Source organism: Aeromicrobium sp. Leaf289 (assembly GCF_001423335.1).
Taxonomy (GTDB): Bacteria; Actinomycetota; Actinomycetes; order Propionibacteriales; family Nocardioidaceae; genus Aeromicrobium.
Window position 1 is genome coordinate 910043 of record NZ_LMNK01000002.1, and the last position, 23523, is coordinate 933565.

A 23523-nucleotide genomic window follows, 5' to 3' on the forward strand; every position below is an offset into this window, starting at 1 on the left:
TCAGGTAAGGCAACCTTAAGTTAGGCTGCCCTGCATGACACGACGTTCCCCCCTGCTCCGCCGCACGGTGGTTGCCGCCGCCCTGGCTCTCGCGCTCCCGCTCGCCGCGTGCGGCTCGTCCGACGACGACTCCGGCTCCGACCAGGCCTGGACCTACACCGACGACCTCGGCACGAAGCTCGAGCTCGACGCCGCGCCCGAGCGCCTCGTCGTGCAGTCGTCGGTCGCAGCCGCGCTCACCGACCTCGGCCTCGGCGACAAGATCGTCGGCGTCTTCGGTCCGGTGAAGAACGCCGACGGCGAGCTCGACTCCCAGGCTGCCGGACTCGACGCCGACGCCGTCGAGGACGTCACCGGTGGCGGTGAGTACGGCGACATCGACCTCGAGAAGCTGGCCGGTCTCGAGCCGGACCTGGTCGTCACCAGCAGCTACCTCGAGCCCGACCTCTGGTACGTCAACGCCGACGTCAAGAAGAAGCTCGACGCGCAGTTCCAGACGCTCGTCATCAGCTTCGACGGCAAGACGCTCCCGCAGATCATCGACTCCACCGAGAAGGCCGCTACGGCGCTGGGTGCCGACGAGGCCGACTTCGCCGAGGGCCGTGAGGCCTTCGAGACCGCGCAGGCGCGGCTCGAGAAGGTCGCGCAGGGCGCGAAGCCGTCGATCCTCGCGGTCTCGTACTCGCCCGACCTGTTCTACGTCTCCAACCCCGAGGTCAGCCCGGACCTCAAGTACTACCGCGACGAGATCGGTCTCGACATCGTGACGCCGAAGAACCCCGACGAGGGTGGCTACTTCGAGTCGCTCAGCTGGGAGAAGGCCGACACCTACGACGCCGACGTCGCCTACTGGGACGACCGCATCGGCAGCGCCGGCCTGGCCGCGCTGAAGAAGGAGCCGGTCTGGGGCAAGACCACGGCCGCCGAGAACGACGCCTACATCCCGTGGACGTCCGTGGCGCCGCCGTCGGCGCAGGCCTACGCCGACGTCTTCGACCGCTTCGCCGACGGTCTCGAGACGTTCACGTCCTGACACCTCGGGCAGCGACGGCCCCGACCCAGGGGTCGGGGCCGTCGTCGCCCGGTCCGGCCGACCTGGAGCACACCGTGTCGAAGACGCCCACCCTGCTCGCGAACTACGTCGAGGCCCAGGCCCACGAGGCCACCGTCGGCGCGAACGAGGTGATCTCGCCGGGCCTGCGCCGTCTCGTCCTGCGCTGTTCCGACTTCACGTCCGCCACGATCGAGCCGTGCGACGTGACTGCGTTCCGCGTGTCCCGCAACGAGTTCCGGCACTACACGCCGGCACTGATCGAGGGCGACGCCCTGACGATCATCGTGCAGCGCCACGACCATCCCGGGCCGACGCCCGGCCACGACCTGGTCGAGGGGTGGGCCGAGGGTGACGCGGTGAAGGTCTGCCGGTGGTCGTCCGCGCGGGCCTTCACCTGGGACCCGGCGGGGGTGCCGGGCCGTGGGCGGCAGACGGCGCCCGGTGACGGACGACCCGTCGTGCTCCTCGGCGACGCGACCGTGATCAGCCTCGCGCTGTGCATGGCCGAGCGTGCGGGCCGCGACGGGCGCGACCTGGTCACCGTGCTCGAGGTGCCCGAGGCCGACGTGGACGCGACCCGGGTGCTCGTGCCGGAGGCCACGGTGCTCCCTGCGGTCGAGGCACCCGGAGCCGTCCTGGACGCCTGGATCCGCGCGAACGTCGATGCGCTGCGCGTGCTGCCCGACCCGGTGGCCTACCTCGCCGGCAACGGTCCGGCCATCCAGCGTCAGCGCACCCTCCTGCGCGACGTCGTGGGTCTGGACCGCAAGGCCGTGAAGACGCAGCCCTACTGGGCCGAGGGGAGGCCGGGGCTGTAGCGGGGCACGTCACGTCCGGGCCCCTGGGGTCCCGGGGTCGGCGGCCGTACCATGGCTGCATGGAGCAGGGCATCCCCGACAAGTTCGCCAGCCTCGGCCTCACGTACGACGACGTCCTGCTGCTTCCCGGCGAGACCGACGTCGTCCCGAGTGACGTCGACACCACCGCGCGGCTCACCCGCGACCTGACGCTGCGGATCCCGCTGCTGTCGAGCGCGATGGACACCGTCACCGAGTCGCGCATGGCCATCGCCATGGCGCGCGAGGGCGGTATCGGCATCCTGCACCGCAACCTCTCCATCGAGGACCAGAGCTACCAGGTCGACCTGGTCAAGCGCACCCAGACGGGCATGATCCCCAACCCCGTCACGATCGGCCCGAAGGCCACGCTCGAGGAGCTCGACGAGATCTGCGGCGAGTACCGCGTCTCGGGCCTGCCCGTCGTCGACCCCGACAACCGGCTCCTCGGCATCATCACCAACCGCGACCTGCGCTTCACGCCCGTCGCGGAGTGGTCCACCACGATCGTCGGCGACGTCATGACGCCCATGCCGCTCGTCACCGGGCCGGTCGGCATCAGTCGTGAGGACGCCTCGTCGCTGCTGCGTCAGCACAAGCGCGAGCGGCTCCCGATCATCGACGCCGACGACCGCCTCGCCGGTCTGATCACCGTCAAGGACTTCGTGAAGTCCGAGCAGTACCCGCTCGCCAGCAAGGACGACGAGGGTCGCCTGCTCGTCGGTGCCGCGGTCGGCTTCTTCGGCGACTCCTGGGACCGCGCCAACGCCCTGCGCGAGGCCGGGGTCGACGTGCTCGTGGTCGACACCGCCCACGGCCACGCGCGCCTGCTGCTCGACATGGTGCGCCGCATCAAGGCCGACCGCGCCTTCGACGGCATCCAGGTCATCGGCGGCAACATCGCCACCCGCGCCGGCAGCCAGGCTCTCGTCGACGCCGGGGTCGACGCCGTGAAGGTCGGCGTCGGGCCCGGCTCCATCTGCACCACCCGCGTGGTGGCCGGTGTGGGCGTCCCGCAGATCTCGGCCGTCTACGAAGCCTCGCTCGCCGCCAGGCCGGCGGGCGTGCCGGTCATCGCCGACGGCGGGCTCCAGTACTCCGGCGACATCGCCAAGGCGCTCGTCGCGGGTGCCGACTCGGTCATGGTCGGCTCGCTGCTCGCCGGCTGCGAGGAGAGCCCCGGGGACCTGATCTTCATGAACGGCAAGCAGTACAAGACGTACCGCGGCATGGGCTCCATCGGCGCCATGGCCTCGCGCGGCAAGAAGTCCTACTCCAAGGACCGCTACTTCCAGGCCGACGTGGTCAGCGACGACAAGATCGTCCCCGAGGGCATCGAGGGCCAGGTGGCCTACCGCGGTCCGCTCGGTGCCGTCGCCCACCAGCTCGTCGGTGGTCTGCACCAGTCGATGTTCTACGTCGGCTCGCGCACCATCCCCGAGCTGCAGGAGCGCGGTCGCTTCGTGCGCATCACGTCGGCGGGGCTCAAGGAGAGCCACCCGCACGACATCCAGATGACCGTCGAGGCCCCCAACTACGCCGGACGCTGACGACGTCGTGAGGCCCCGTCGCGTCCTGGCCGACCGGTGGGGCGTCACGGACGCCGAGGTCGCGCTGGAGTACGGCTGCGACGCCGTGCTGCCCGACGCGCCGATGCAGGCGTGGCGGGGCGTCACCGTCGACGCGCCGGCCGACGTGGTGTGGGCGTGGGTGCGGCAGCTGAGGGTGGCCCCGTACTCCTACGACTGGGTCGACAACCTCGGTCGGCGCTCGCCGCGGGTGCGCGCCGACCTGCCCGACCCCGTCGTCGGCGAGGTGTTCATGACGGCGATGGGGCGCCAGGTCGGGCGCGTGCTCGCGGTGGAGCCCGGCCGTGAGCTCACGGCCCGGATCGGCCCCGCCGTCATGAGCTACCGCGTCGGGCCCGTGGGGGATGAAGACACCCGGCTGCTGCTCAAGCTCGTCTCCCGAGGCCGTCGGCCCCTCGTCGACCTGCTGTCGCTGGGCGACCTCCCGATGGCGCGCCGCCAGCTGCTCAACCTCAAGGCGCTCGCCGAGCGCGAGGCGCGCGGCCGTCAGAGGTAGGTAGCCCGCGGAATCGCCGTCAGAGGTAGGTGACCCGCGGATCTCGCGCGTCGCAGGTAGGAGGCACGTGGATACGAGGCCCGTTTCCGCGCGCTACCTACCTCCGCCCCGCCGATTCCGCGCGCTACCTACCTCTGGGGACGAGGACCCTGGGTGGGACGCGCGACGACGCCCGGCGAGACGTGACGTCCGTCGCCACTAGGGTGGGACGCATGCCTGAGCTCGACATCGGCGCCGCCAAGCGCGGCCGCCGCGCCTACTCCTTCGACGACATCGCGATCGTGCCCAGCCGGCGCACCCGCGACCCCGAGGAGGTCTCGACGGCCTGGCAGATCGACGCCTACCGCTTCGAGCTCCCGGTCATCGCCGCACCGATGGACTCGGTGATGAGCCCCGAGACCGTGATCGCGCTCGGTCGCCACGGTGGGCTCGGCGTGCTCGACCTCGAGGGTCTGTGGACCCGCTACGAGGACCCCACCCCCCTGCTCGCCGAGATCGCGTCCCTCGACGCCGTCGCCGCGACCGCACGGCTGCAGGAGATCTACGGCGAGCCGATCAAGGCCGAGCTGATCAAGGACCGCCTCCGCGAGATCCGCGACGCCGGCGTCACGGTGGCCGCCGCGCTCTCGCCGCAGCGCACCAAGCAGTTCTCCGACGTGGTCGTGGAGGCCGGGGTCGACCTCTTCGTCATCCGCGGCACCACCGTCTCGGCCGAGCACGTCTCGAGCCAGACGGAGCCGCTCAACCTCAAGGAGTTCATCTACGAGCTCGACGTCCCCGTGATCGTCGGCGGCTGCGCCACCTACCAGGCCGCCCTGCACCTCATGCGCACCGGCGCGGCGGGCGTCCTCGTCGGCTTCGGCGGCGGAGCCGCGCACACCACGCGGTCGGTGCTCGGCGTCGCGGTGCCCATGGCCTCGGCCGTCGCCGACGTCGCCGCGGCCCGCCGCGACTACCTCGACGAGTCGGGCGGCCGCTACGTCCACGTCATCGCCGACGGCTCGATCGGCCGCAGCGGCGACATCGCCAAGGCCGTCGCCTGCGGGGCCGACGCCGTCATGATCGGCTCCCCGTTCGCCCGTGCCACCGAGGCCCCGGGCCGCGGCTTCCACTGGGGTGCCGAGGCGTGGCACGCCGAGCTGCCGCGCGGCAAGCGCGTCGAGATCGGCACCGTCGGCTCGCTCGAGTCGGTGCTCTTCGGCCCGTCGTCGGTGCCCGACGGCACGATGAACCTCATCGGGGCCCTCCGCCGCGCGATGGCCACCACGGGCTACACCGAGCTCAAGGAGTTCCAGCGGGTCGAGGTCGTCGTCGCGTGATCGACGGGTCGGCGCCGGACGGCACCGCTAGCCGGCTGCCGTCGCTGCCAGCCGACCTCGGCCCTGTGCGCGTCGCCGACGTCGTCGTCGCGACCGTCCTGTGGCTCGGGCTCTCCGCCCTGTCCGCCGTCGCCGGCGTCATGGCGCTGCTGCTGGTCATGGCGGCCGACGGTTGCGGAACCTCCTCCGACGAGGGCGCACTGCTGTGCGGCGACGGGGGAGGACTGCTGTTCTTCCTGGGCATCGCCGTCCTCTGGCTGGTGCTGGCGACCGCCGTCCTCGGCTCGGCGCTGCTCATCGTCCGCGGGGCGATCCGGCGCAGACGCACGTGGCACTGGCCTCTCGTCGGCCTTGTCGTCGGTGTCGCAGGGTGTGCCGCGATGATCGGCTGGATGGTCGTCCTCACGCGCTGACCTCACTCACGCGCGATGGTGAGGCACGACCCGTCGGACGGGACCGCGGCCACCTCGGCCCGTGCCCGGTCGGCGCGCTCCCGGCCCAGGTTCCAGGACCAGGCACCGCCGTCGTCGGTCTCCGTCGGGCCGTACGGATCGTCCAGGACGCACGCGGCCGTCCGCTCGGGCAGGCCCGCCACGATCGACGGCACGGCGTCGTCGCCGAGCGAGCGCAGGTAGTCGACGTCGAGGGTCCCGGTCTCGGCGAACCGCTCCACGTTGTGGGTGGCCACCCAGCCGGCGGGATTCATCAGGCCGAGGACCAGCAGGACGCCGGCGCCGGAGAGCAGCGCGGCCCGCGGCAGCCAGGTCCCGGTGAGCCGGCCGACCGCGACCAGGGTGAGTGACACGAGCAGCCCGAGCCACAGCTCGAAGCCCACGACGGCGAGGCGGAGCACGGTGTAGCCGTAGGCCTCCTGGTACAGATCCATCCGGTAGAGGGCGGACACGACGACCGCGAGCGTCAGCACGCACAGCAGCCCCAGCACCAGTCGCAGCACGAGCCTGTCCCGCTCGTCGGTGCGCGGGGCCTTGCGGGCGGCGACCCCGATGACGACGAGGGTCAGGAACGTCACCGTCGTCAGCTGGCCGAAGCCCTGGTGCACGTACTCGGCGTAGGTCAGGCCGGTGGTGCGCTGCAGGTAGTCGCGGCCACCCCACATCGCCGCGGACTGCGCCACGAGGAAGGCGACGAACAGGGCCACGACGGTGCCGAGCGGCACGAGCCACTCCCACCGGTGCCGCACCGGTCGTCCGGTGGGGAGGTCCTCGGCGAGCAGGGGCGGTGGATTGAGGGCCAGGTAGCAGCCGGCCAGGGTGACGCCGGCGACGAAGAAGCAGACGAACCCGCGGGCCACGACCGAGTCCCAGGCGAGGTCGGGCACGATGCTCGACGCCCAGGTGCCGAAGACGGCGTCGCCCGAGGCGAAGAGCCCGCCGAAGAGCACCAGGCCGCCCGCGGCCAGGGCCGTCGTGCGCAGCACCGGCCACAGCAGGCGTGAGCGGCTCGTGGCCGAGAGAGTCCGACCGAGGAGCGGCAGCCCGCGGGCGGCGGACGCGATCCATGCGACGACGGCACCGGGGATCGCGACGACCGACCGGGCTCGGGTGACGGCCACGGCCACCGTGGTGCCGGCCACGACCACCCCGAGGAGCCCGACCCACTCACTCGCGCGCAGCACCGTCATCGAGGCGAGGGCGACCCCGAGTGCCACGCCCACGACCGTGAACGGGTCGGCGGCACCGCGGGAGCGACCGCGTGCCGCCGTCAGCACGACGGCAGCGACGGCGAGGGCGAGCAGCAGGGAGCCGACGCCGATCGGCTGGTCGACGATCAGCAGGGAGCCGAGCACGCCCACGCCGGCCGAGGCGAGGAGCAGCGGCACCTGCGGGGGCAGCGCGCGCTCGGGCCACAGGCGGGCCAGCAGGTCGTCGGCTCGCCCGGTGGAGGGTGGTGCCGCGACGTCCGGCGCCGGTGCGGTCGTGCCTGGGCGCTGGGGAGGGGTGCTCGTGGTCATGGGGGTGCTCCTCGGGTCGATCGTCGGGAGGGTCGATGCCTGGGCGGCGGCTGGACGGGGCGTGGGACGGGGGTCGCGCGGCAGGGTGGCGCGCAGGTGCGCTCCCGCGGTGGAGGGCACGACGTCGACGGTGCCGCCGTGCAGCTCGCAGACCCAGCGGGTGATCGCGAGCCCGAGGCCGGTGCCACCCCCTGCGTCGGGGCCGGTGCCGAACCGCTCGAAGACGCGGTCCTCGAGGTCGGACGGGATGCCCGGGCCCTCGTCGCGGACGTCGAGGTGCCACCGGCCGTCCTCGGCCGAGGCGCTCACCCGGACCGAGCGCCCGGTCGGGCTGTGCCGGACGGCGTTGTCGACCAGGTTCGCGACCACCTGGGCGAGTCGACCGGGATCGGCGCGGACGGCGAGATCGGGTGGCGACACCTCCACGGTCACGGACGTGTCGCGCCCCCGGTCGAGGCTCTCGTCGACGACGGACCGCACGAGCGACTCGACGTCGACGTCCTCGAGGCGCAGGGGCGCCACACCCGCGTCGATCCGCGACAGGTCGAGCAGGTCGGCCACCAGGTCGCTCAGGCGCTCCGCCTGGTGCAGCGCGGCGCCGAGCGCCGCGTCGTCGGGCTGGACGACGCCGTCGGCCAGGTTCTCCAGCAGTGCCCGCTGCGCGGTGAGCGGGGTGCGCAGCTCGTGCGCCACGGTCGCGACCAGCTGGCGGCGCTCGCGGTCGGTCGACTCCAGCGCGGCGGCCATGGCGTCGAACGCACGGGCGAGCCGGCCGACCTCGTCGTCGGACGTCACGCCGACGCGGACGCCGTAGTCGCCCGCCGACATGCGCGCGGTGGCGTCGGTCATGGTGCGAAGCGGCGACGTCATGCCGCGGGCGAGCCACTGCGTCACGAGCAGCGCGGCCCCCACCGTGACCGGCAGGGAGACCCAGACGGGCAGGCCGGCTCGGTCGCCGATCTGGGCGAGGAGTGCGGCGACCACCGTGCTCGCGCCGACGAGCAGGCCCAGCTTGGCCTTGATCGAGCCGACCGCGTCGAGCGGACGCGCGCCGCCCGTCGGTCGAGCGCCCGTCGGTCCAGTGCTGGTCGGACTCGTGCTGGGAGGTCGGGGGCTCATCGTTCCTCCAGGGCGTACCCGACGCCGTGCACCGTGCGCACCCGGTCGGCGCCGATCTTCGCGCGCAGGGCCTTCACGTGGCTGTCGAGCGTGCGGGTGCCCGAGGCGTCGGACCAGCCCCACACCTCCTGCATGAGCTCCTCGCGGCTGCGCACCGACCCGGGCTCGGCGGCGAGTGCCGTGAGGAGGTCGAACTCCAGCGGCGTGAGGTGCACGTCGGCGCCGTCGACCCTCACCCGACGGGTGGCGCCGTCGACGGCGAGCGAGCCGACGGTGCGTGTCGGCGCTGCCCGCGCGGCCAGCTCGGCGGCCCGGTCGACGCGGCGCAGGAGGGCGTGGACGCGAGCCACCAGCTCACGCTGGCGGAACGGCTTGGTCACGTAGTCGTCGGCGCCGACGCCGAGGCCCACGAGCACGTCGGTCTCGTCGTCGCGCGCGGTGAGCATCAGCACGGGGACCGGACGCAGGGCCTGCACGCGTCGGCACACCTCCAGCCCGTCGAACCCGGGGAGCATGAGGTCCAGCACGACCAGGTCGGGGTCGTGCTCCTCGAACGCGACCACGGCCCCCGGGCCGTCGTGCGCCTGGACCACGTCGTGGCCCTCGGCGCGCAGGCGGTCGGTCACCATCTGGTTGATGAGCGGCTCGTCCTCGACGACGAGGATGGTGCGACGGGCTTCGGCGGTCATGGACCCGACCCTAGGTTCGGTGCGCGTCCCGGCGTGGGGGAGCGACCTGGAGATCATGTGAAGATCCGTCGGCCGCGTGCCCCGCCCCCTGCCCCCCATCGGTGGATCCTCAACCGCAGCGGCAGCCCTGCGGTTGAGGCTCCACCGATAGGGGGCGGGGCGAGGGGCCGGCGCACGTCACACGCCGGATCGTTGCGTGGGGGAACGGGTGCGGGACTACCATGGTGAGGCTGTCCTCACCTGGACGCCCGTTCCCGAAGGATCCCCATGCACCGCAGTCTCGCCGCCACCGGCCTGGTGGCCGTCTCCCTCTCCCTGCTCGGCGCCTGCGCCGAGAAGCCGGCCGCGGGCGACGGGACCGTCGCCGTCGCCGCATCGGACTCCTCGTGCGAGGTGTCCGCCACGAAGCTCGACGCCGGCCCGACCACCTTCCAGGTGACCAACAAGGGCTCCAAGGTCACCGAGTTCTACGTGTACGCCGAGGGCGACCGCATCATGGGCGAGGTCGAGAACGTCGGCCCCGGCCTGTCGCGGGACCTGGTCGTCGACCTGCCGAAGGGCTCGTACGAGGGCGCCTGCAAGCCGGGCATGGTCGGTGACGGCATCCGCCAGACGCTGTCCGTGACGGGCGCGCCGGCGAAGGACCTGTCGGACTCCGAGGAGCTCAAGGCCGCCGCCGCGAGCTACGAGCGCTACGTCGAGAGCCAGACCGGCGCCCTCATCGACAAGACCACCGAGTTCGTCGACGCCGTCAAGGCCGGCGAGGTCGACGAGGCCAAGGCGCTGTTCCCGCGGGCCCGCACCTACTGGGAGCGCATCGAGCCCGTCGCCGAGATCTTCGGCGACCTCGACCCGATCACCGACGGTCGTGAGCCCGACGCGAAGGCCGAGGGCCGCGACTTCACCGGCTGGCACCGCATCGAGAAGCAGCTGTGGGTCGAGGGCGACACCAAGGGCATGGACCCCTACGCCGACGAGCTGCTCGCCAACGTGAAGAAGGTCGTCGAGCTCAGCAAGGAGCAGCCGCTCACCGCGCTGCAGCTGGCCCAGGGTTCGAAGGGTCTGCTCGACGAGGTCGCCACCGGCAAGATCACCGGTGAGGAGGACGAGTTCAGCCACACCGACCTGTGGGACTTCAAGGCCAACATCGAGGGGTCCCAGGCGGCCATCGCGGCCCTGCGCCCCGTGCTGGAGAAGGCCGACCCCGAGCTGGTGACGCTCATCGACCAGCGCTTCGAGGCGCTCGACACCGAGCTCGACCAGCACCAGGACGCCGACACCGGCGAGTGGGTCGGCTACGACACGCTCACGAAGGCACAGGTCAAGAAGCTCTCCGACGCCGTCGCGGCCCTGAGCGAGCCGATCAGCAAGGTCGCGGCCGTCGTGGCCGCCTCGGCGTGACCACCTGCCCCACGGGCTCGAGCACGACAGGATGGCGATCGTGACCGAGCGCAGCGGTGTCTCCCGTCGTTCCCTGCTGGGGGCGGCCGGGGTCGGCGCGCTCGCCGCGGGAGCCGCAGGTGGCTACGCGGTGGCCGCCACCCGCGACGAGCCGGTCGCGCCCGACCCCGACGCGGTGCCGGTCGCGTTCGAGGGCCGGCACCAGGCGGGGATCCTCACCCCGGCCCAGGACCGTCTGCACTTCGTGGTGCTCGACGTGACCACCGAGAGCCGTGACGAGCTGGTGTCGCTGCTGAAGGAGTGGACGCAGGCCGCGCGCCGCCTCACGCAGGGCAACGAGGTCGGGGTGTACGGCGCGGTCGCCGGGACCCCGCTCGCCCCGCCGGAGGACACCGGGGAGGCGTTGGGTCTGCCCGCGTCGGGCCTGACCCTCACGATCGGCTTCGGCCCCAGCCTCTTCGAGCGCGACGGGAAGGCCCGGTTCGGCCTAGACGGTCGACGGCCCGCCGAGCTCGTCGATCTGCCGGCCTTCTCCGGCGACCGGCTCGACCCGGCGCTCACCGGTGGCGACATCGCCATCCAGGCGTGTGCCAACGACCCGCAGGTGGCCGTGCACGCGGTCCGCAACCTCGTGCGCATCGCCTTCGGGCGGGCGTCGGTCCGCTACAGCCAGCTGGGCTTCGGACGCACGTCGTCCACCTCGGCCGCCCAGGTGACGCCGCGCAACCTCTTCGGGTTCAAGGACGGGACGGCCAACGTCAAGTCCGAGGACCGCGACGTCGACGACGTCGTGTGGGTGCAGGAGTCCGACGGACCGGACTGGCTGGTGGGCGGGTCCTACCTGGTGGCCCGACGCATCGACATGCGCATCGAGACGTGGGACCGCGAGCCGCTGGCCGGTCAGGAGGCGATCATCGGCCGGGCCAAGGGGTCGGGCGGACCGCTGTCGGGCGGCGACGAGCACGCCGCGATCGACCTGGCCGCCAAGGGCGCCGACGGCGAGCCGGCCATCCCCACCCTCTCGCACGTGCGGATGGCGCACCCCGACTCCAACGGCGGCGCCAAGATCCTGCGCCGCGGCTACAACTTCGTGAACGGGACCGACGGTCTGGGCCAGCTGGCGGCGGGGCTGTTCTTCATCAGCTTCCAGCGCTCGCCCGAGCAGTTCGTGCGCATCCAGCGCACCCTCGCGGGCAGCACCAACGACGCGCTCAACGAGTACATCGTGCACCGCAGCTCCGGGTTGTTCGCGTGCCCGCCCGGACTCGGGGCGAAGGGGTTCTGGGGCGAGGGCCTGCTCGGCTGACGTGTGACGTCCCCGATGTGACACAAGCCCTGTCGCGTTCCACATACCGGCGGTATCCTGAGCAGCATGTCCGCCGCCAGCGTCGTCCCCGCCTCCCGCGTCACGAGCCTCACCGCCCTCATCCGCAGCACGAGCGGCGAGACCCGCACCACCCGCACGCCGCTCACGGGCGAGGCCGTCGCGGAGATCCCCGTCTCCTCGATCGACGACGTCGAGGCCGCGTTCGACGCCGCCCGCATCGCCCAGGAGCGCTGGGCCCGCACGCCGCTCGAGGCCCGGTCGGCCGCGCTGCTGCGCCTGCACGACCTGGTGCTCGCCCACCAGGACGAGCTGCTCGACCTCATCCAGCTGGAGTCCGGCAAGGCGCGTGCGCACGCCTTCGACGAGGTGGCCCACCTGGCGCTCACCGCCCGGTTCTACGCCCGGCGCCTGCGCAGCCAGCTGCGCACGCGTCGGCGCAACGGCGCCCTGCCCGGGCTCACGAGCGTGCACGTGAACCAGGTGCCGAAGGGGGTCGTGGGCGTCATCAGCCCCTGGAACTACCCCCTGACCATGGCCATCGCCGACGGTCTGCCCGCCGTCGCCGCCGGCAACGCCGTGGTGCACAAGCCCGACAGCCAGAGCCCGCTGATCGCGCTCGCCGGCGTGGAGCTGCTGCGCCGCGCGGGCATCCCCACCGACGTCTGGCAGGTCGTCAGCGGGGCCGGCTCCGTCGTCGGGACCGCGATCATCGAGCGCGCCGACTACATCTGCTTCACGGGCTCCACCGCCACCGGCACCCTCGTGGCCAAGCAGGCCGCCGAGCGGCTGGTCAGCTGCTCGCTCGAGCTCGGCGGCAAGAACCCGATGATCGTGCTTCCCGGTGCCGACGTCGAGCGCGCCGCGGCCGGCGCCGTCAACGCCGCCTTCTCCTCGGCGGGCCAGCTGTGCGTGTCCATCGAGCGCATCTACGTGCCCGAGGCGCTCTACGACTCCTTCCGTGACGCGTTCGTGCGGCGCGTGCGCGCGCTCAGCCTCGGCGCCAGCTTCGACTGGGACGCCGACATGGGCTCGCTCATCTCCCAGAGCCAGGTCGAGACCGTCACCAAGCACGTCGACGACGCCGTCGCCAACGGCGCGACCGTCCTCGCCGGTGGGCGGGCCCGGCCCGACCTCGGCCCCTACTTCTACGAGCCCACCGTCCTCGAGGGCGTCACCGAGGCGGCCGCCTGCTTCGCCGAGGAGACGTTCGGCCCGCTCGTCTCGCTGTACCGCTACCGCACCGTCGAGGACGCGATCGCGCTCGCCAACGCCGGCGAGTACGGCCTGAACGCGAGCATCTTCGGCCCGGTCCGCCAGGCGCGCCTCGTCGCGCCGCGCATCAAGGCCGGCACGGTCAACATCAACGAGGGCTTCGCCGCCACGTTCGGCAGCATCGACGCCCCCATGGGCGGCATGCGCAGCTCGGGCGTGGGCCGCCGCCAGGGCGCCGAGGGCATCCTGCGCTACACCGAGCCGCAGTCGGTGGCCGTCCAGCGCGCCGTCCCGATGGCCGGCCCTGCGTTCGTCCCCGCCAAGACCTACGCTCGGGCCCTCACGCTCGGCCTCAAGGTGCTGCGACGCACCCGGCGCGCCTGACCCCCAGCACGACCCCCCCCAGCACGACACCGCAGCGTCTCGCTCCCGCACGACCCCACCCAGCACGACCCCGCAGCACGACGAGAGGTATCCCATGGCATTCGACCACGACGTCATCGTCATCGGCTCAGGCTTCGGCGGCAGCGTGTCCGCGCTCCGCCTGACCGAGAAGGGCTACAAGGTCGCGGTGCTCGAGGCCGGCAAGCGGTTCCGCGACGAGGACTTCGCCAAGACGTCCTGGCGGCTGCGCAAGTTCCTCTGGATGCCGCAGCTCGGCTGCTACGGCATCCAGCGCATCGACAAGCTCAAGGACGTCCTCATCCTCTCCGGTGCCGGCGTGGGCGGCGGGTCGCTCGTGTACGCCAACACGCTCTACGAGCCGCTCGACCCGTTCTACAAGGACCCCGCCTGGGGCCACATCGCCGACTGGAAGGCCGAGCTGGCGCCGTACTACGACCAGGCCAAGCGGATGCTCGGCGTGGCCACCTACCCCTTCGAGACCCCGGCCGACCGGATCATCAAGAAGGTCGCGGCCGACATGGGCGTGGAGGGCACGTTCCACCACACGCCCGTCGGCGTGCTGTTCGGCGACGAGCCCGGCGCGAAGGTCGCCGACCCGTACTTCGGCGGCGCCGGACCCGACCGCAACGCCTGCATCAACTGCGGTGAGTGCATGACGGGGTGCCGGCACAACGCCAAGAACACGCTCGTCAAGAACTACCTGCACCTGGCCGAGCAGAACGGCGCCGAGATCCAGGCCCTGACGACCGTCGTGTCGGTCACGCCGCTGCCCGGCGGGGGCTACGCCGTCGAGACCCGTGGCACCAACAAGCGCTTCCGCAAGCACAAGGTCATCACCGCCGAGCAGGTGATCTTCGCCGCCAGCTCGATGGGCACCCAGAAGCTGCTGCACCGCATGAAGGACCGCGGCGTGCTGCCGAAGGTCTCCGATCGCCTGGGCCTGCTCACGCGCACCAACTCCGAGGCGCTCCTGGGCTCGATCTCCGACGGCAAGGACATCGACTACTCCGAGGGCGTGGCGATCACCTCCTCGTTCCACCCCGACGAGTACACCCACATCGAGCCGTGCCGCTACGGCCGCGGCTCCAACGCGATGTCGCTGCTGCAGACCGTCCTCACCGACGGCAGCCTGCCGACGAAGCGCTGGAAGACCTGGCTCAAGGAGATGTGGAACCAGAAGCGCAACCTGTTCAAGCTGTACGACCTGCGGCACTGGTCCGAGCGCACCATCATCGCGCTCGTCATGCAGACGCACGACAACTCGATCACCACGTACACGAAGCGCAACCTGCTCGGCCGCAAGGTGCTCACGTCGCGCCAGGGCCACGGTGCGCCCAACCCGGCGTTCATCGAGCCCGGGCACGTGGCGGTGCAGCGCATGGCCGAGCACATGGGGGGCACCCCCGGCGGCACCATCGGCGAGCCATTCAACGTGCCGCTCACGGCGCACTTCATGGGCGGCGCCTGCATCGGCGACTCGCCCGAGACGGGCGTCATCGACCCTTACCACCGCCTGTACGGGTACGAGGGCCTGCACGTGGTCGACGGCTCCGCGATCAGCGCGAACCTGGGCGTCAACCCGTCGCTGACCATCACGGCCCAGGCCGAGCGGGCCATGGCCTACTGGCCCAACCGTGGCGAGACCGACGTCCGGCCCGCCGTGGGCGAGGGCTTCCGGTCCATGGAGCCGATCGCACCCAAGAGCCCCGTGGTCCCCGACGACGCCCCCGGCGCCCTCCGGCTGCCCATCGTCGGGGTCAGCTGAGCGTCGCGGCCGTCGGCTCACGATTCCCATCACTTGATGGGAATCGTGAGCCCACCATGGTTTCCCCCCACTCACCTGCGGATGCATCCGCAGGTGAGTGGGGGATTCCCATCAGCTGATGGGAATCGTGGGACGGTCGGGACCGGCTCGTGGCCTCAGGACGTGGACGAGGTGCGCCGCGGCACCGCGGTCCGCGTCTCGTCCGAGCGGCCACGGAGCACGGTGCTGCCGTGCGGCGCCCAGTGCGCCGACTCCTCGGACCCGGCCGCCTCGACGGCCTGCAGGTCGGCCAGCACCCCGCCGTCGACGTCCTTCGCCAGCTCGGTGAGGCGCGACGCGGCGTTGACCGCGTCGCCGATGACGGTGAACTCGTAGCGGGACTCGTCGCCGACGTAGCCTGCGACGGCGCGGCCGGTGGCCACCCCGATCCCGGCGCGGACGCCGACGAGCTCGGTCTCGAGCCGCTCCCCGATGCGACGAGCGGCCGCGAGGGCCTGCCCGGGGTGGTCGTCGAGCGGGCGCGGAGCGCCGAAGACCGCCAGCACGGCGTCGCCCATGAACTTGTTGACCAGCCCGCCGTGGGCGTCGACCTCGGCGATGATCACGCCGAAGTAGTCGTTGAGCATGCCCACGACCTCGTCGGGGTCGCGCTGCTCGGCGTACGTGGTGGAGCCGACGAGGTCGGTGAACAGCACCGAGACCTCGCGGGTCTCACCGCCCAGCCGGATCTCCCCGAGAGCGGCCTCGGCCACGTCGCGTCCCACGTGCCGCCCGAAGGCGTCGCGCAGCCGCTCCCGCTCGAGCAGGCCCGTGGACATCTGGTTGAAGCCGGACTGCAGCATGCCGAGCTCGGAGCCGTCGAACACCTCGATGGTGGTGCCGAACTCGCCGCGCTCCACCTCGCGCATCGCCGCGGTGACCCCCGTGATCGGCTGCACGACGGCGCGCGCCGTCAACCACATGACGAAGAAGCCGAAGCAGAGCACGACGCTGCCGAGCACGAGGGCGACGACGGCCAGCTCGCTGAGCGTCAGCTGGTCGGTGGAGAGGGCCAGGATGCCCACCACGACCAGGCCCACGACGGGTGCGCCCGTGCCGAGCCACCAGAACATGAGGACCCGGGTGGCGGCGCCGAGCCCGCGCGGCTTCTTCATGACCGCGCCGCTGAGGGCGCGTGCGGCCACGGGCCGCATCGCGAACTCCGCGAGCAGGTAGGCGATGGTCGTGACCACGATGGAGGCGATGCCGACCGTGAGACCGGTCGACAGGGCGCGCTCCTCCTGCACGACCAGCGAGAGCACCGTGAACAGGATGGTCGCGAGGATCCAGAGCGCGGCCTGCAGCAGGGTCAGCATGCGGGGGGCGCGCAGCGCGCGGCGTCGGTCCTTGGGCCCGGGCTCGCGACCCTCGATGGCCCACCGCTGCGCCTTCAGCGTGGCCGACGTGCCCCACGTGGCGCCGACGAGGACCGCGAGCCCGACGTAGCAGGGCACGGCCACGGCGAGCGCGTACGCCATGTCCCGCGTGGGCGCGGGGCTGGGCACCACGAAGACCGAGAGCACGAAGACGATGCCGGCACCGATGACGTTGGTGCTCACCAGGAAGAGGGTGAGCAGCAGCTGGATGCGGAACCTCAGCCGGCTGGGGTCCTGCTCGGCCGGACCGAGCAGCACCGACCCGAAGGCACGCCGGGACCGGGTGGCCGAGCGGGAGGGACGATCGTCCACGTCGGACCTTCCAGGGCTGGCGGTGGGGACGTGCGGCAGCGTACCGTCAGCATGCCGCGGCGTGTCCTCCCTCCGCTCGAGTCGTTGGACGAGTTGCGGCGCCCTCCCACCCCGGTGTCGCACGACCGAGAGGAAGCCATGGCACGCAAGGCAGACCGCGAGACCATCGACGCGCTCACCCGCGTCACCGACTTCGACGCCGAGACCGTCGAGAAGCTCGCCGGCGTCGGTCGTCCGGTCAACATCCCCGAGGGCTGGGCGGTGATGATCGAGAACACCCCCGCGGACAAGGCGTACATCATCCTCGAGGGGACGATGGAGGTGCGGCGCCAGAAGCAGCCGATCGCCGAGCTGGAGGCCGGCGACGTGATCGGTGAGATGGCCCTGGTCAACGGCAAGCTGCGCAACGCGACCGTCGTGGCGAAGACGCCCGTCAAGGCCCTGCACCTGACCGACTCCGACGTGGCCGAGCTGCTCGACCACGACCCGAACTTCGCCTCGAAGCTGCAGCAGAAGGCCACCGAGCGCCTCGACTGATCCCCCCCGAGCGGTGAGTTCTCCACCGAATCGGGCGGCCACGCCCCGCGCGGTGCGGATTCCACCGTCTCAGCGCTGAGACGGTGGAATCCGCACCGGCCGAGCGGGTGGCCGAGCGCTCGCGCTCAGACCTTCCAGTCGATCGCGTGGACGACCTGCGTGCCCGGGATCCCCTTGAGGTCGACCTCGCGGCTCTCCAGCACGGCGGGCCTGTCCTCGCCGTGGGTCTCCTCCAGCGACTCGAGCGCACCGTCGCTCACGAGCACCTCGCCGCCCTCGGCCTGGGCCGCCACGCGTGCCGCGTAGGCGACGTTGCGGCCGAACAGGTCGCCGTCGCGGTGCACCGCCGAGCCCTGGTGCACGCCGATCCGCACCGCCACCCCGCTCAGGCGTGACCCGGGCCGCGCGCGGGTGATCCGACGCTGCACCTCGGCCGCGGCGGCCACCGCCTGGGCGGCGTCGGTGAACGCCACCATGAAGCCGTCGCCCTGGGTCTTGATGACGTAGCCGCCGTTGCGGCTGACGGCCCGGTTGACGACAGCGTCGTGCCGCGAGAGCAGCTGCACCCAGCCGCGGTCGCCCAGGGCGTGGTTGAGGGCCGTCGAGCCCTCGATGTCGGAGAACAGGATCGCCACGGTCCCGTCGCGCGACGCCATGCGGGCGAGGTCGGGACGCTCCACGTCGGCCCAGCGGGCGAGGTCGTCGATCGAGCTGCGCAGCGTTCCGCTGAAGCCCTTGTCCTTCAGGCTGATCGCGGTGCCGACGACGGTGCGGACGGCGTCGGACGGCGTGGGCACCAGCCGGATGCGCGGCCGTTCGGTCCGGATCGCCCGCTTCAGCTGCGCGATGCGACGGCGTGCGCCGAGCAGCAGGCCCCAGGCAACGACGAGCGACACGGCCAGCGCGGCGCAGGTGACGGAGAGGACGATCTCGAGGACGGACATCGCAGCCAATCTACGGCGCTGGGGCGGGGGAGTGCCGGACAGCACAGGACCCGGCCTGGAGGGAGCTCACGGGCCGGGTCCTGTTGTGCCACGAGGAGGCGGCACTGTGGATCTCACGGGAGGGAGTGTAGTGAGATCCGTCCTGATCAACGACGTCGCGCGGAGGGGGTTACGACGGTCTGAAGAAATATTTCGACCGATACGATGACGGGGTGACTCCAGACCACGACCTCGTCCTCGTCGTCGACTACGGCGCCCAGTACGCGCAGCTGATCGCGAGGCGGGTCCGCGAGGCGCGCGTCTACTCCGAGATCGTGCCGCACACGATGCCCGTCGAGGAGATCCTGGCCCGCGAGCCGGCCGCGATCATCCTGTCGGGTGGCCCTTCGTCGGTGTACGAGCCGGGCGCCCCCCAGCTCGACCCGACCATGGTCGAGTCCGACGTGCCGGTCTTCGGCATCTGCTACGGCTTCATGGCCATGGCCGCGGCTCTCGGCGGCGACGTCGCCCGCACCGGCCAGCGGGAGTACGGACGCACCTCGGTGGAGGTGCTCGACCCCGGGACCCTGCTCCAGGGACTGCCCGGCCCCCTCACCTCGTGGATGTCGCACGGCGACGAGGTCGTCGGTGCGCCCGACGGCTTCACGGTCAACGCGCGCTCCCCGCGAGCGACGGTGGCGGCGTTCGAGAACACCGACCGTCGACTGGCCGGGGTGCAGTGGCACCCCGAGGTCCTGCACTCCGAGCACGGCCAGCAGGTGCTGGAGCGGTTCCTCGTCGACATCGCCGGCTGCCGCCAGACGTGGACCAGCGTCAACATCGTCGAGGAGCAGGTCGAGAAGATCCGCGCCGAGGTCGGTGACGCCCGGGTCATCTCCGCGCTCTCCGGTGGCGTCGACTCCGCCGTCTCGACCGCCCTGGTCCAGCGCGCGGTGGGCGACCGGCTCACCGCCGTCTTCGTCGACCACGGGTTGCTGCGCGATGGCGAGGCCGAGCAGGTCGAGCGCGACTACGTCGAGGCCACGGGGGTCGACCTCAAGGTCGTCGACGCGAAGGACCGGTTCCTCGGCCACCTCGCCGGGGTGAGCGACCCCGAGACCAAGCGCAAGATCATCGGCCGCGAGTTCATCCGCGTGTTCGAGGAGGCCGAGCGCGAGGTGCTCGCCACGCCGGGTCCGCCGGTCAAGTTCCTGGTGCAGGGCACGCTCTACCCCGACGTCGTCGAGTCCGGCGGCGGCGAGGGTGCGGCCAACATCAAGAGCCACCACAACGTCGGCGGCCTGCCCGAGGACCTCGAGTTCTCGCTGGTGGAGCCGCTGCGGACGCTCTTCAAGGACGAGGTGCGTGAGGTGGGCCGCCAGCTCGGCATCCCCGAGGCCATCGTCGGCCGGCACCCGTTCCCCGGTCCCGGTCTCGCCATCCGCATCGTGGGTGCCGTCGACGCCGAGCGCCTCGCGATCCTGCGTCGGGCCGACGCGATCGTGCGCGAGGAGACGTCGGCCGCAGGTCTCGACGGCGACATCTGGCAGTTCCCGGTCGTGCTGCTCGCCGACGTCCGCTCGGTGGGCGTGCAGGGCGACGGCCGCACCTACGGCCACCCGATCGTGCTGCGCCCCGTCTCCAGCGAGGACGCGATGACCGCCGACTGGAGCCGCCTGCCCTACGAGGTGCTCGAGCGGATCTCCACCCGCATCACGAACGAGGTGGAGGACGTCAACCGCGTCGTCCTCGACATCACCAGCAAGCCGCCAGGCACCATCGAGTGGGAGTGAGCCGGGCGGGCTGACCTGCGGGCACCCGGCTCGGGGACGGCCGTCCGGTGCGAGAGGCTTGGGGGCCCTGGGCGTCGACGACGGCTCGCTCGGCGGCGTGCTCGCGTGGTACTCACTGATCCACACCGCTCCCGAGCAGATCGGCGCAGCCCTGACCGAGCTCGCCCGGTGCATCCGGCCCGGCGGCGGTCTCGCGCTGGGGTTCTTCACCGGGCCGACGCTGGAACCGTTCGAGCACGCGATCACCACGGCCCACTACTGGCCCGTCGACCTCTTGTCGTCCGAGGTCGAGGGGGCCGGCTTCGCCGTCACGCACACCGAGTCGCGAACCGATCGCCCCGCCCGGTCGCACGGAGCGATCCTCGCGACCCGCGCGTGACGTGACCGGGAAGCTCGGGCTGCTCAGGCCGGTCCGGCGCCGCGCTGACGGTCGAAGGCCGCGCGGATCGGGGCGGTGTCGTACACGATGTGCAGCCGATCGATCCGTCCGTCCGCGTCGAGCTCTGCCACGTCGACCACGGTGAAGGGTGCGGGCTCGCCGCTGGCCAGGGTCCAGTCGAAGTCGAACCACAGGCTCACGACGGTGCGGCCGTCGACCTCGCCGGTCATCGTCGTCCGCAGCGTAAGCCGCGACTGCCCGGTGTCGGCGAGCAGGAGCGGGTAGAACTCGGTCGCCGGGAGGGTGCCGTACAGGGGCGAGACCACCGTCGCGCCGGGGGCGAAGAGCGCCAGGACACCGGCGAGGTCGCCGGCCTCGAGTGCCTCGAGGTAGCGGTGGGAGAGCTGCGCCGGTTCCATGCCCCGATCTCACCACGGACGCGTCCGACCCCACTCCATCGGGACGTGTTGCTAGTGTCGAGGGCTGTGCTGGTCGTCGATCCCGGACCGGCTGTCGATCTCGGGAGGTGCCGCGCGTGAACCCCAAGCTGAGGCTGGTCCTCGTCGGCCTGGTCCTCGTGGTGCTCGCCGGCCTCGGCGGCTGGGCCCTCATCGGCGGTGGAGGCGACGACGCCGAGCCGCTCGCCTCACCCAGCTCGGAGCCGGAGGCCACGCAGAACCCCTCGGCCTCGCCGTCGCCGACCGGGACCCCGAGCCCCACCGAGTCGGCCACCACGAGCTGCGAGGACGCCGACACCCAGTTCAACGTCGAGGGCGTCGAGCAGGACAGCCTGCTGCCCGACTGCGGGACCCGCGTGGTCAACGTGCGCCAGCAGGAGGCGTCGGGACTCGACCTCGGCTGCGGGGGCACCTACCCGGTGATCCTCTACAAGACCACCACCACCGACGGCTCCAAGGCGTCCGTGTGCGGGCGGAACTCCTCGGGCGAGCGGTTCCGCGTGGTCGTGAAGCCCGCGGGCGACGACGTCATCGACATGGCCGGCGACTACGACCCGGGCAACGACGCGTTCGTCGGCGAGAAGGGCTCCACGCTCTACGAGATCGTCGGCCGCAACGGCTCGATCGTCGTGTCCACCGAGAACGGCAGCCGCACGCTCGAGTCCGACGGCGACTGGAGCTCGCTCGACAACGAGCCCGACGGGGACTGACCACGGTGCTCCTGCCGGTGCGTGCCGCTGACGTGCCGGACCTCGCTCGCTTCCTCCGCGACGCCGACCTGACGGTCGCCGGGCTCGACGCCCCGGGCCTGCGCTGCTGGATCGAGCGCGACGTCGACGGCGCCGTGGTCGGCAGCACCGGCTACGAGGCCGGCGACGACGGGGCGCACGTGCTGGTCCGCAGCGTCGCCGTGGCCCCCGATCGTCGTGTCGGCGGCCACGGGACCCGACTGGCGCGGTTCGCCCTCGACCGGGCCGCCGAGTCCGGCGCCACCACGGCCTGGCTGTTCAGCCGCCGGTCCGGTCCGTTCTGGCAGGGCCTCGGCTTCGTGCCGGCCGACCTCGCGGACCTGGCCGGGGCACTCGCCACCACGCAGCAGGTGCAGCTGTTCGCCCGCACCGGCCAGCTCGACGTCGAGCGTGCGTGGTCGCGGCCCCTCGTGCCGGCGTCCTGACGCCCGCGTCTCAGCCCTGGTAGACGTCGGGGATGCCGTCGGCGTCGTCGTCGCGGGTCTCCCGCTCGTGGATGAGCCGGTACGTGCGGTTGCGCAGGCGCAGCACCACCACGGCGAGCAGGGCCGACGTGAGCGAGCCGAGCAGCACGCCGACCTTCACGTGCTCGTCGGACTCGCTGCCGACACCGAACGCCAGCTCGCCCACGAGCAGCGCGACGGTGAACCCGATGCCCGCGAGCAGCCCGACGCCGACGAGGTCGATCCACTCCAGGTCGTCGTCCAGCTCGGCCTTCGTGAACCGGGCCATGAGCCAGGTGAAGAGGAGGACGCCGAGCGGCTTGCCGATCACGAGCCCGGCGATGATGCCCAGGGTCACCGGGTCCCGCAGCGCCTCGACGAACCCGGAGGCGCCCTCGATCGCCACGCCTGCGGAGAAGAACGCGAAGACCGGGACGGCCACGGTCGAGGACAGCGGCCGCACGATCTCCTCGAGGTGCTCGGCGAGGCCCGGGCCGTCCTGGCCGTCGCGACGCAGGACCGGGACGGTGAAGCCGAGCAGCACGCCGGCGACGGTGGCGTGCACCCCGGAGGCGTGGACGAGGGCCCAGGCGGTGACCGCGAGCGGGATCAGCAGCCAGGGCGAGCGGATGCGCTGCTGCACGAGGGCGCCGAACGCCGCGATGGGCAGCAGGGCGAGCAGCAGCCAGATCGCGTCGAGGTCGGAGGTGTAGAAGATCGCGATGATCGTGATGGCCAGGAGGTCGTCGACGATCGCCAGCGTGAGCATGAACAGGCGCAGGCCGGTGGGCAGGAACGAGCCGACGACGGCGAGCACGGCGATGGCGAAGGCGATGTCGGTGGCGGCCGGGATGGCCCAGCCGACCGGCCGGCCGGCGTCGTTGATGCTGTTGATCGCCACGTAGATCAGCGCAGGCATGGCCATGCCGCCGATGGCGGCGACGATCGGGACCGCGGCGCGCGAGGGGTCGCGCAGGTCGCCGGCGACGAACTCGCGCTTGAGCTCGAGGCCGACGACGAAGAAGAAGATCGCCAGCAGGCCGTCGGCGGCCCACGCGCCGATGGAGAGGTCGAGGTGCAGCGACGCGGGACCGATCACCGTGTCGCGGACCTGGGCGTAGGTGTCGGTGGTGTTGGCCGCGATGAGCGCCAGGATCGCCGCGATCATCAGCAGCGCACCGCCGAAGGTCTCGGCGCGCACCAGCTCGCCGATCCGTTGGGTCTCGAGCCAGGAACCGCGGGTGAGCAGGCGACGGCGGGGGGTGGTCACGGGGTCACGATCTCCAATGGGGTCGATGAACTGACGCCGACCAGACTTCCCGGCACACCG

The 23523-nt window shown here is 72.1% G+C and carries 21 protein-coding genes; 15 read left to right on the plus strand and 6 right to left on the minus strand.

Annotated elements, in window-relative coordinates; translation table 11 throughout:
• The first annotated feature begins 34 nt into the window (after positions 1-34).
• The 6 genes from ASF37_RS08380 (at position 35) to ASF37_RS08405 (ending at position 5707) form a co-directional block, all read left to right on the plus strand.
• The gene (locus ASF37_RS08380; RefSeq protein ID WP_082506446.1) at positions 35-1033 is read left to right on the plus strand and encodes an ABC transporter substrate-binding protein; all 999 of its coding nucleotides are present in this window, start codon (positions 35-37) and stop codon (positions 1031-1033) included.
• 74 nt (positions 1034-1107) lie between these two features.
• Positions 1108-1872: a siderophore-interacting protein gene (locus ASF37_RS08385; protein WP_056579856.1), complete on the plus strand. Its 765-nt coding sequence runs from the start codon at positions 1108-1110 to the stop codon at positions 1870-1872.
• Between the two features lie 59 nt (positions 1873-1931).
• The gene (gene guaB / locus ASF37_RS08390; protein WP_056556185.1) at positions 1932-3440 is read left to right on the plus strand and encodes an IMP dehydrogenase; all 1509 of its coding nucleotides are present in this window, start codon (positions 1932-1934) and stop codon (positions 3438-3440) included.
• A 7-nt stretch (positions 3441-3447) separates the two neighbouring features.
• The gene (locus ASF37_RS08395) at positions 3448-3975 is read left to right on the plus strand and encodes a polyketide cyclase (protein WP_082506447.1); all 528 of its coding nucleotides are present in this window, start codon (positions 3448-3450) and stop codon (positions 3973-3975) included.
• Positions 3976-4187: 212 nt separating this feature from the next.
• Positions 4188-5294, plus strand: coding sequence for a GuaB3 family IMP dehydrogenase-related protein (locus ASF37_RS08400; RefSeq protein WP_055966179.1), 1107 nt, complete (start codon positions 4188-4190; stop codon positions 5292-5294).
• Complete coding sequence (locus ASF37_RS08405; protein ID WP_056579858.1) at positions 5291-5707, plus strand: hypothetical protein; 417 nt, start codon at positions 5291-5293, stop codon at positions 5705-5707. Before ASF37_RS08400 ends, ASF37_RS08405 begins: the two co-directional genes overlap by 4 nt.
• 2 nt (positions 5708-5709) lie before the next feature.
• Here the strand turns inward: ASF37_RS08405 and ASF37_RS08410 are convergent, their stop codons facing one another.
• Together ASF37_RS08410 and ASF37_RS08415 are read right to left on the minus strand one after the other, a co-directional pair.
• A complete protein-coding gene (locus ASF37_RS08410; RefSeq protein WP_082506448.1) occupies positions 5710-8385 on the minus strand; it encodes a DUF4153 domain-containing protein in 2676 nt (891 codons plus the stop codon).
• Positions 8382-9074, minus strand: coding sequence for a response regulator transcription factor (locus ASF37_RS08415; protein WP_056579861.1), 693 nt, complete (start codon positions 9072-9074; stop codon positions 8382-8384). Before ASF37_RS08415 ends, ASF37_RS08410 begins: the two co-directional genes overlap by 4 nt.
• A gap of 267 nt (positions 9075-9341) precedes the next feature.
• On the opposite strand from ASF37_RS08415, the gene efeO reads away from it, so the two are divergent.
• The 4 genes from efeO (at position 9342) to ASF37_RS08435 (ending at position 15184) form a co-directional block, all read left to right on the plus strand.
• Positions 9342-10475 carry an iron uptake system protein EfeO gene (gene efeO, locus ASF37_RS08420; RefSeq protein ID WP_056573499.1) on the plus strand — a complete coding sequence of 378 codons (1134 nt, stop codon included), beginning with the start codon at positions 9342-9344 and terminating at the stop codon, positions 10473-10475.
• 31 nt (positions 10476-10506) lie between these two features.
• A complete protein-coding gene (efeB, locus tag ASF37_RS08425) occupies positions 10507-11781 on the plus strand; it encodes an iron uptake transporter deferrochelatase/peroxidase subunit (protein WP_055963655.1) in 1275 nt (424 codons plus the stop codon).
• A gap of 66 nt (positions 11782-11847) precedes the next feature.
• Positions 11848-13398: a succinic semialdehyde dehydrogenase gene (locus ASF37_RS08430; protein WP_055963658.1), complete on the plus strand. Its 1551-nt coding sequence runs from the start codon at positions 11848-11850 to the stop codon at positions 13396-13398.
• Between the two features lie 94 nt (positions 13399-13492).
• Positions 13493-15184 carry a GMC oxidoreductase gene (locus tag ASF37_RS08435; RefSeq protein ID WP_056573494.1) on the plus strand — a complete coding sequence of 564 codons (1692 nt, stop codon included), beginning with the start codon at positions 13493-13495 and terminating at the stop codon, positions 15182-15184.
• A gap of 155 nt (positions 15185-15339) precedes the next feature.
• On the opposite strand, the gene ASF37_RS08440 is transcribed toward ASF37_RS08435, so the two are convergent.
• On the minus strand, positions 15340-16911 hold the full coding sequence (locus ASF37_RS08440) for an adenylate/guanylate cyclase domain-containing protein (RefSeq protein WP_056579864.1): 1572 nt from the start codon (positions 16909-16911) through the stop codon (positions 15340-15342).
• 138 nt (positions 16912-17049) lie between these two features.
• Here ASF37_RS08440 and ASF37_RS08445 point away from each other — a divergent pair, with 138 nt between their 5' ends.
• Positions 17050-17448, plus strand: a complete 399-nt coding sequence (locus tag ASF37_RS08445) for a cyclic nucleotide-binding domain-containing protein (protein ID WP_055963666.1) — start codon at positions 17050-17052, stop codon at positions 17446-17448.
• A gap of 125 nt (positions 17449-17573) precedes the next feature.
• Here the strand turns inward: ASF37_RS08445 and ASF37_RS08450 are convergent, their stop codons facing one another.
• Entirely contained in the window at positions 17574-18392 is an 819-nt protein-coding gene (locus ASF37_RS08450; protein ID WP_056573488.1) for an adenylate/guanylate cyclase domain-containing protein, read from the minus strand.
• 212 nt (positions 18393-18604) lie between these two features.
• Here ASF37_RS08450 and guaA point away from each other — a divergent pair, with 212 nt between their 5' ends.
• Together guaA and ASF37_RS08460 are read left to right on the plus strand one after the other, a co-directional pair.
• A complete protein-coding gene (gene guaA, locus ASF37_RS08455) occupies positions 18605-20164 on the plus strand; it encodes a glutamine-hydrolyzing GMP synthase (protein WP_056579865.1) in 1560 nt (519 codons plus the stop codon).
• Between the two features lie 58 nt (positions 20165-20222).
• On the plus strand, positions 20223-20543 hold the full coding sequence (locus tag ASF37_RS08460) for a class I SAM-dependent methyltransferase (protein ID WP_200931196.1): 321 nt from the start codon (positions 20223-20225) through the stop codon (positions 20541-20543).
• A 23-nt stretch (positions 20544-20566) separates the two neighbouring features.
• Here ASF37_RS08460 and ASF37_RS08465 read toward each other — a convergent pair whose 3' ends face one another.
• The gene (locus ASF37_RS08465; RefSeq protein ID WP_056557170.1) at positions 20567-20962 is read right to left on the minus strand and encodes a nuclear transport factor 2 family protein; all 396 of its coding nucleotides are present in this window, start codon (positions 20960-20962) and stop codon (positions 20567-20569) included.
• Positions 20963-21078: 116 nt separating this feature from the next.
• Between ASF37_RS08465 and ASF37_RS08470 the strand changes: the two genes are divergently transcribed.
• On the plus strand, positions 21079-21711 hold the full coding sequence (locus ASF37_RS08470) for a hypothetical protein (protein WP_056579867.1): 633 nt from the start codon (positions 21079-21081) through the stop codon (positions 21709-21711).
• Between the two features lie 17 nt (positions 21712-21728).
• A complete protein-coding gene (locus ASF37_RS08475) occupies positions 21729-22175 on the plus strand; it encodes a GNAT family N-acetyltransferase (RefSeq protein ID WP_156368147.1) in 447 nt (148 codons plus the stop codon).
• A gap of 10 nt (positions 22176-22185) precedes the next feature.
• Here the strand turns inward: ASF37_RS08475 and nhaA are convergent, their stop codons facing one another.
• Entirely contained in the window at positions 22186-23463 is a 1278-nt protein-coding gene (gene nhaA, locus ASF37_RS08480; protein ID WP_056579869.1) for a Na+/H+ antiporter NhaA, read from the minus strand.
• Positions 23464-23523: the final 60 nt, after the last annotated feature.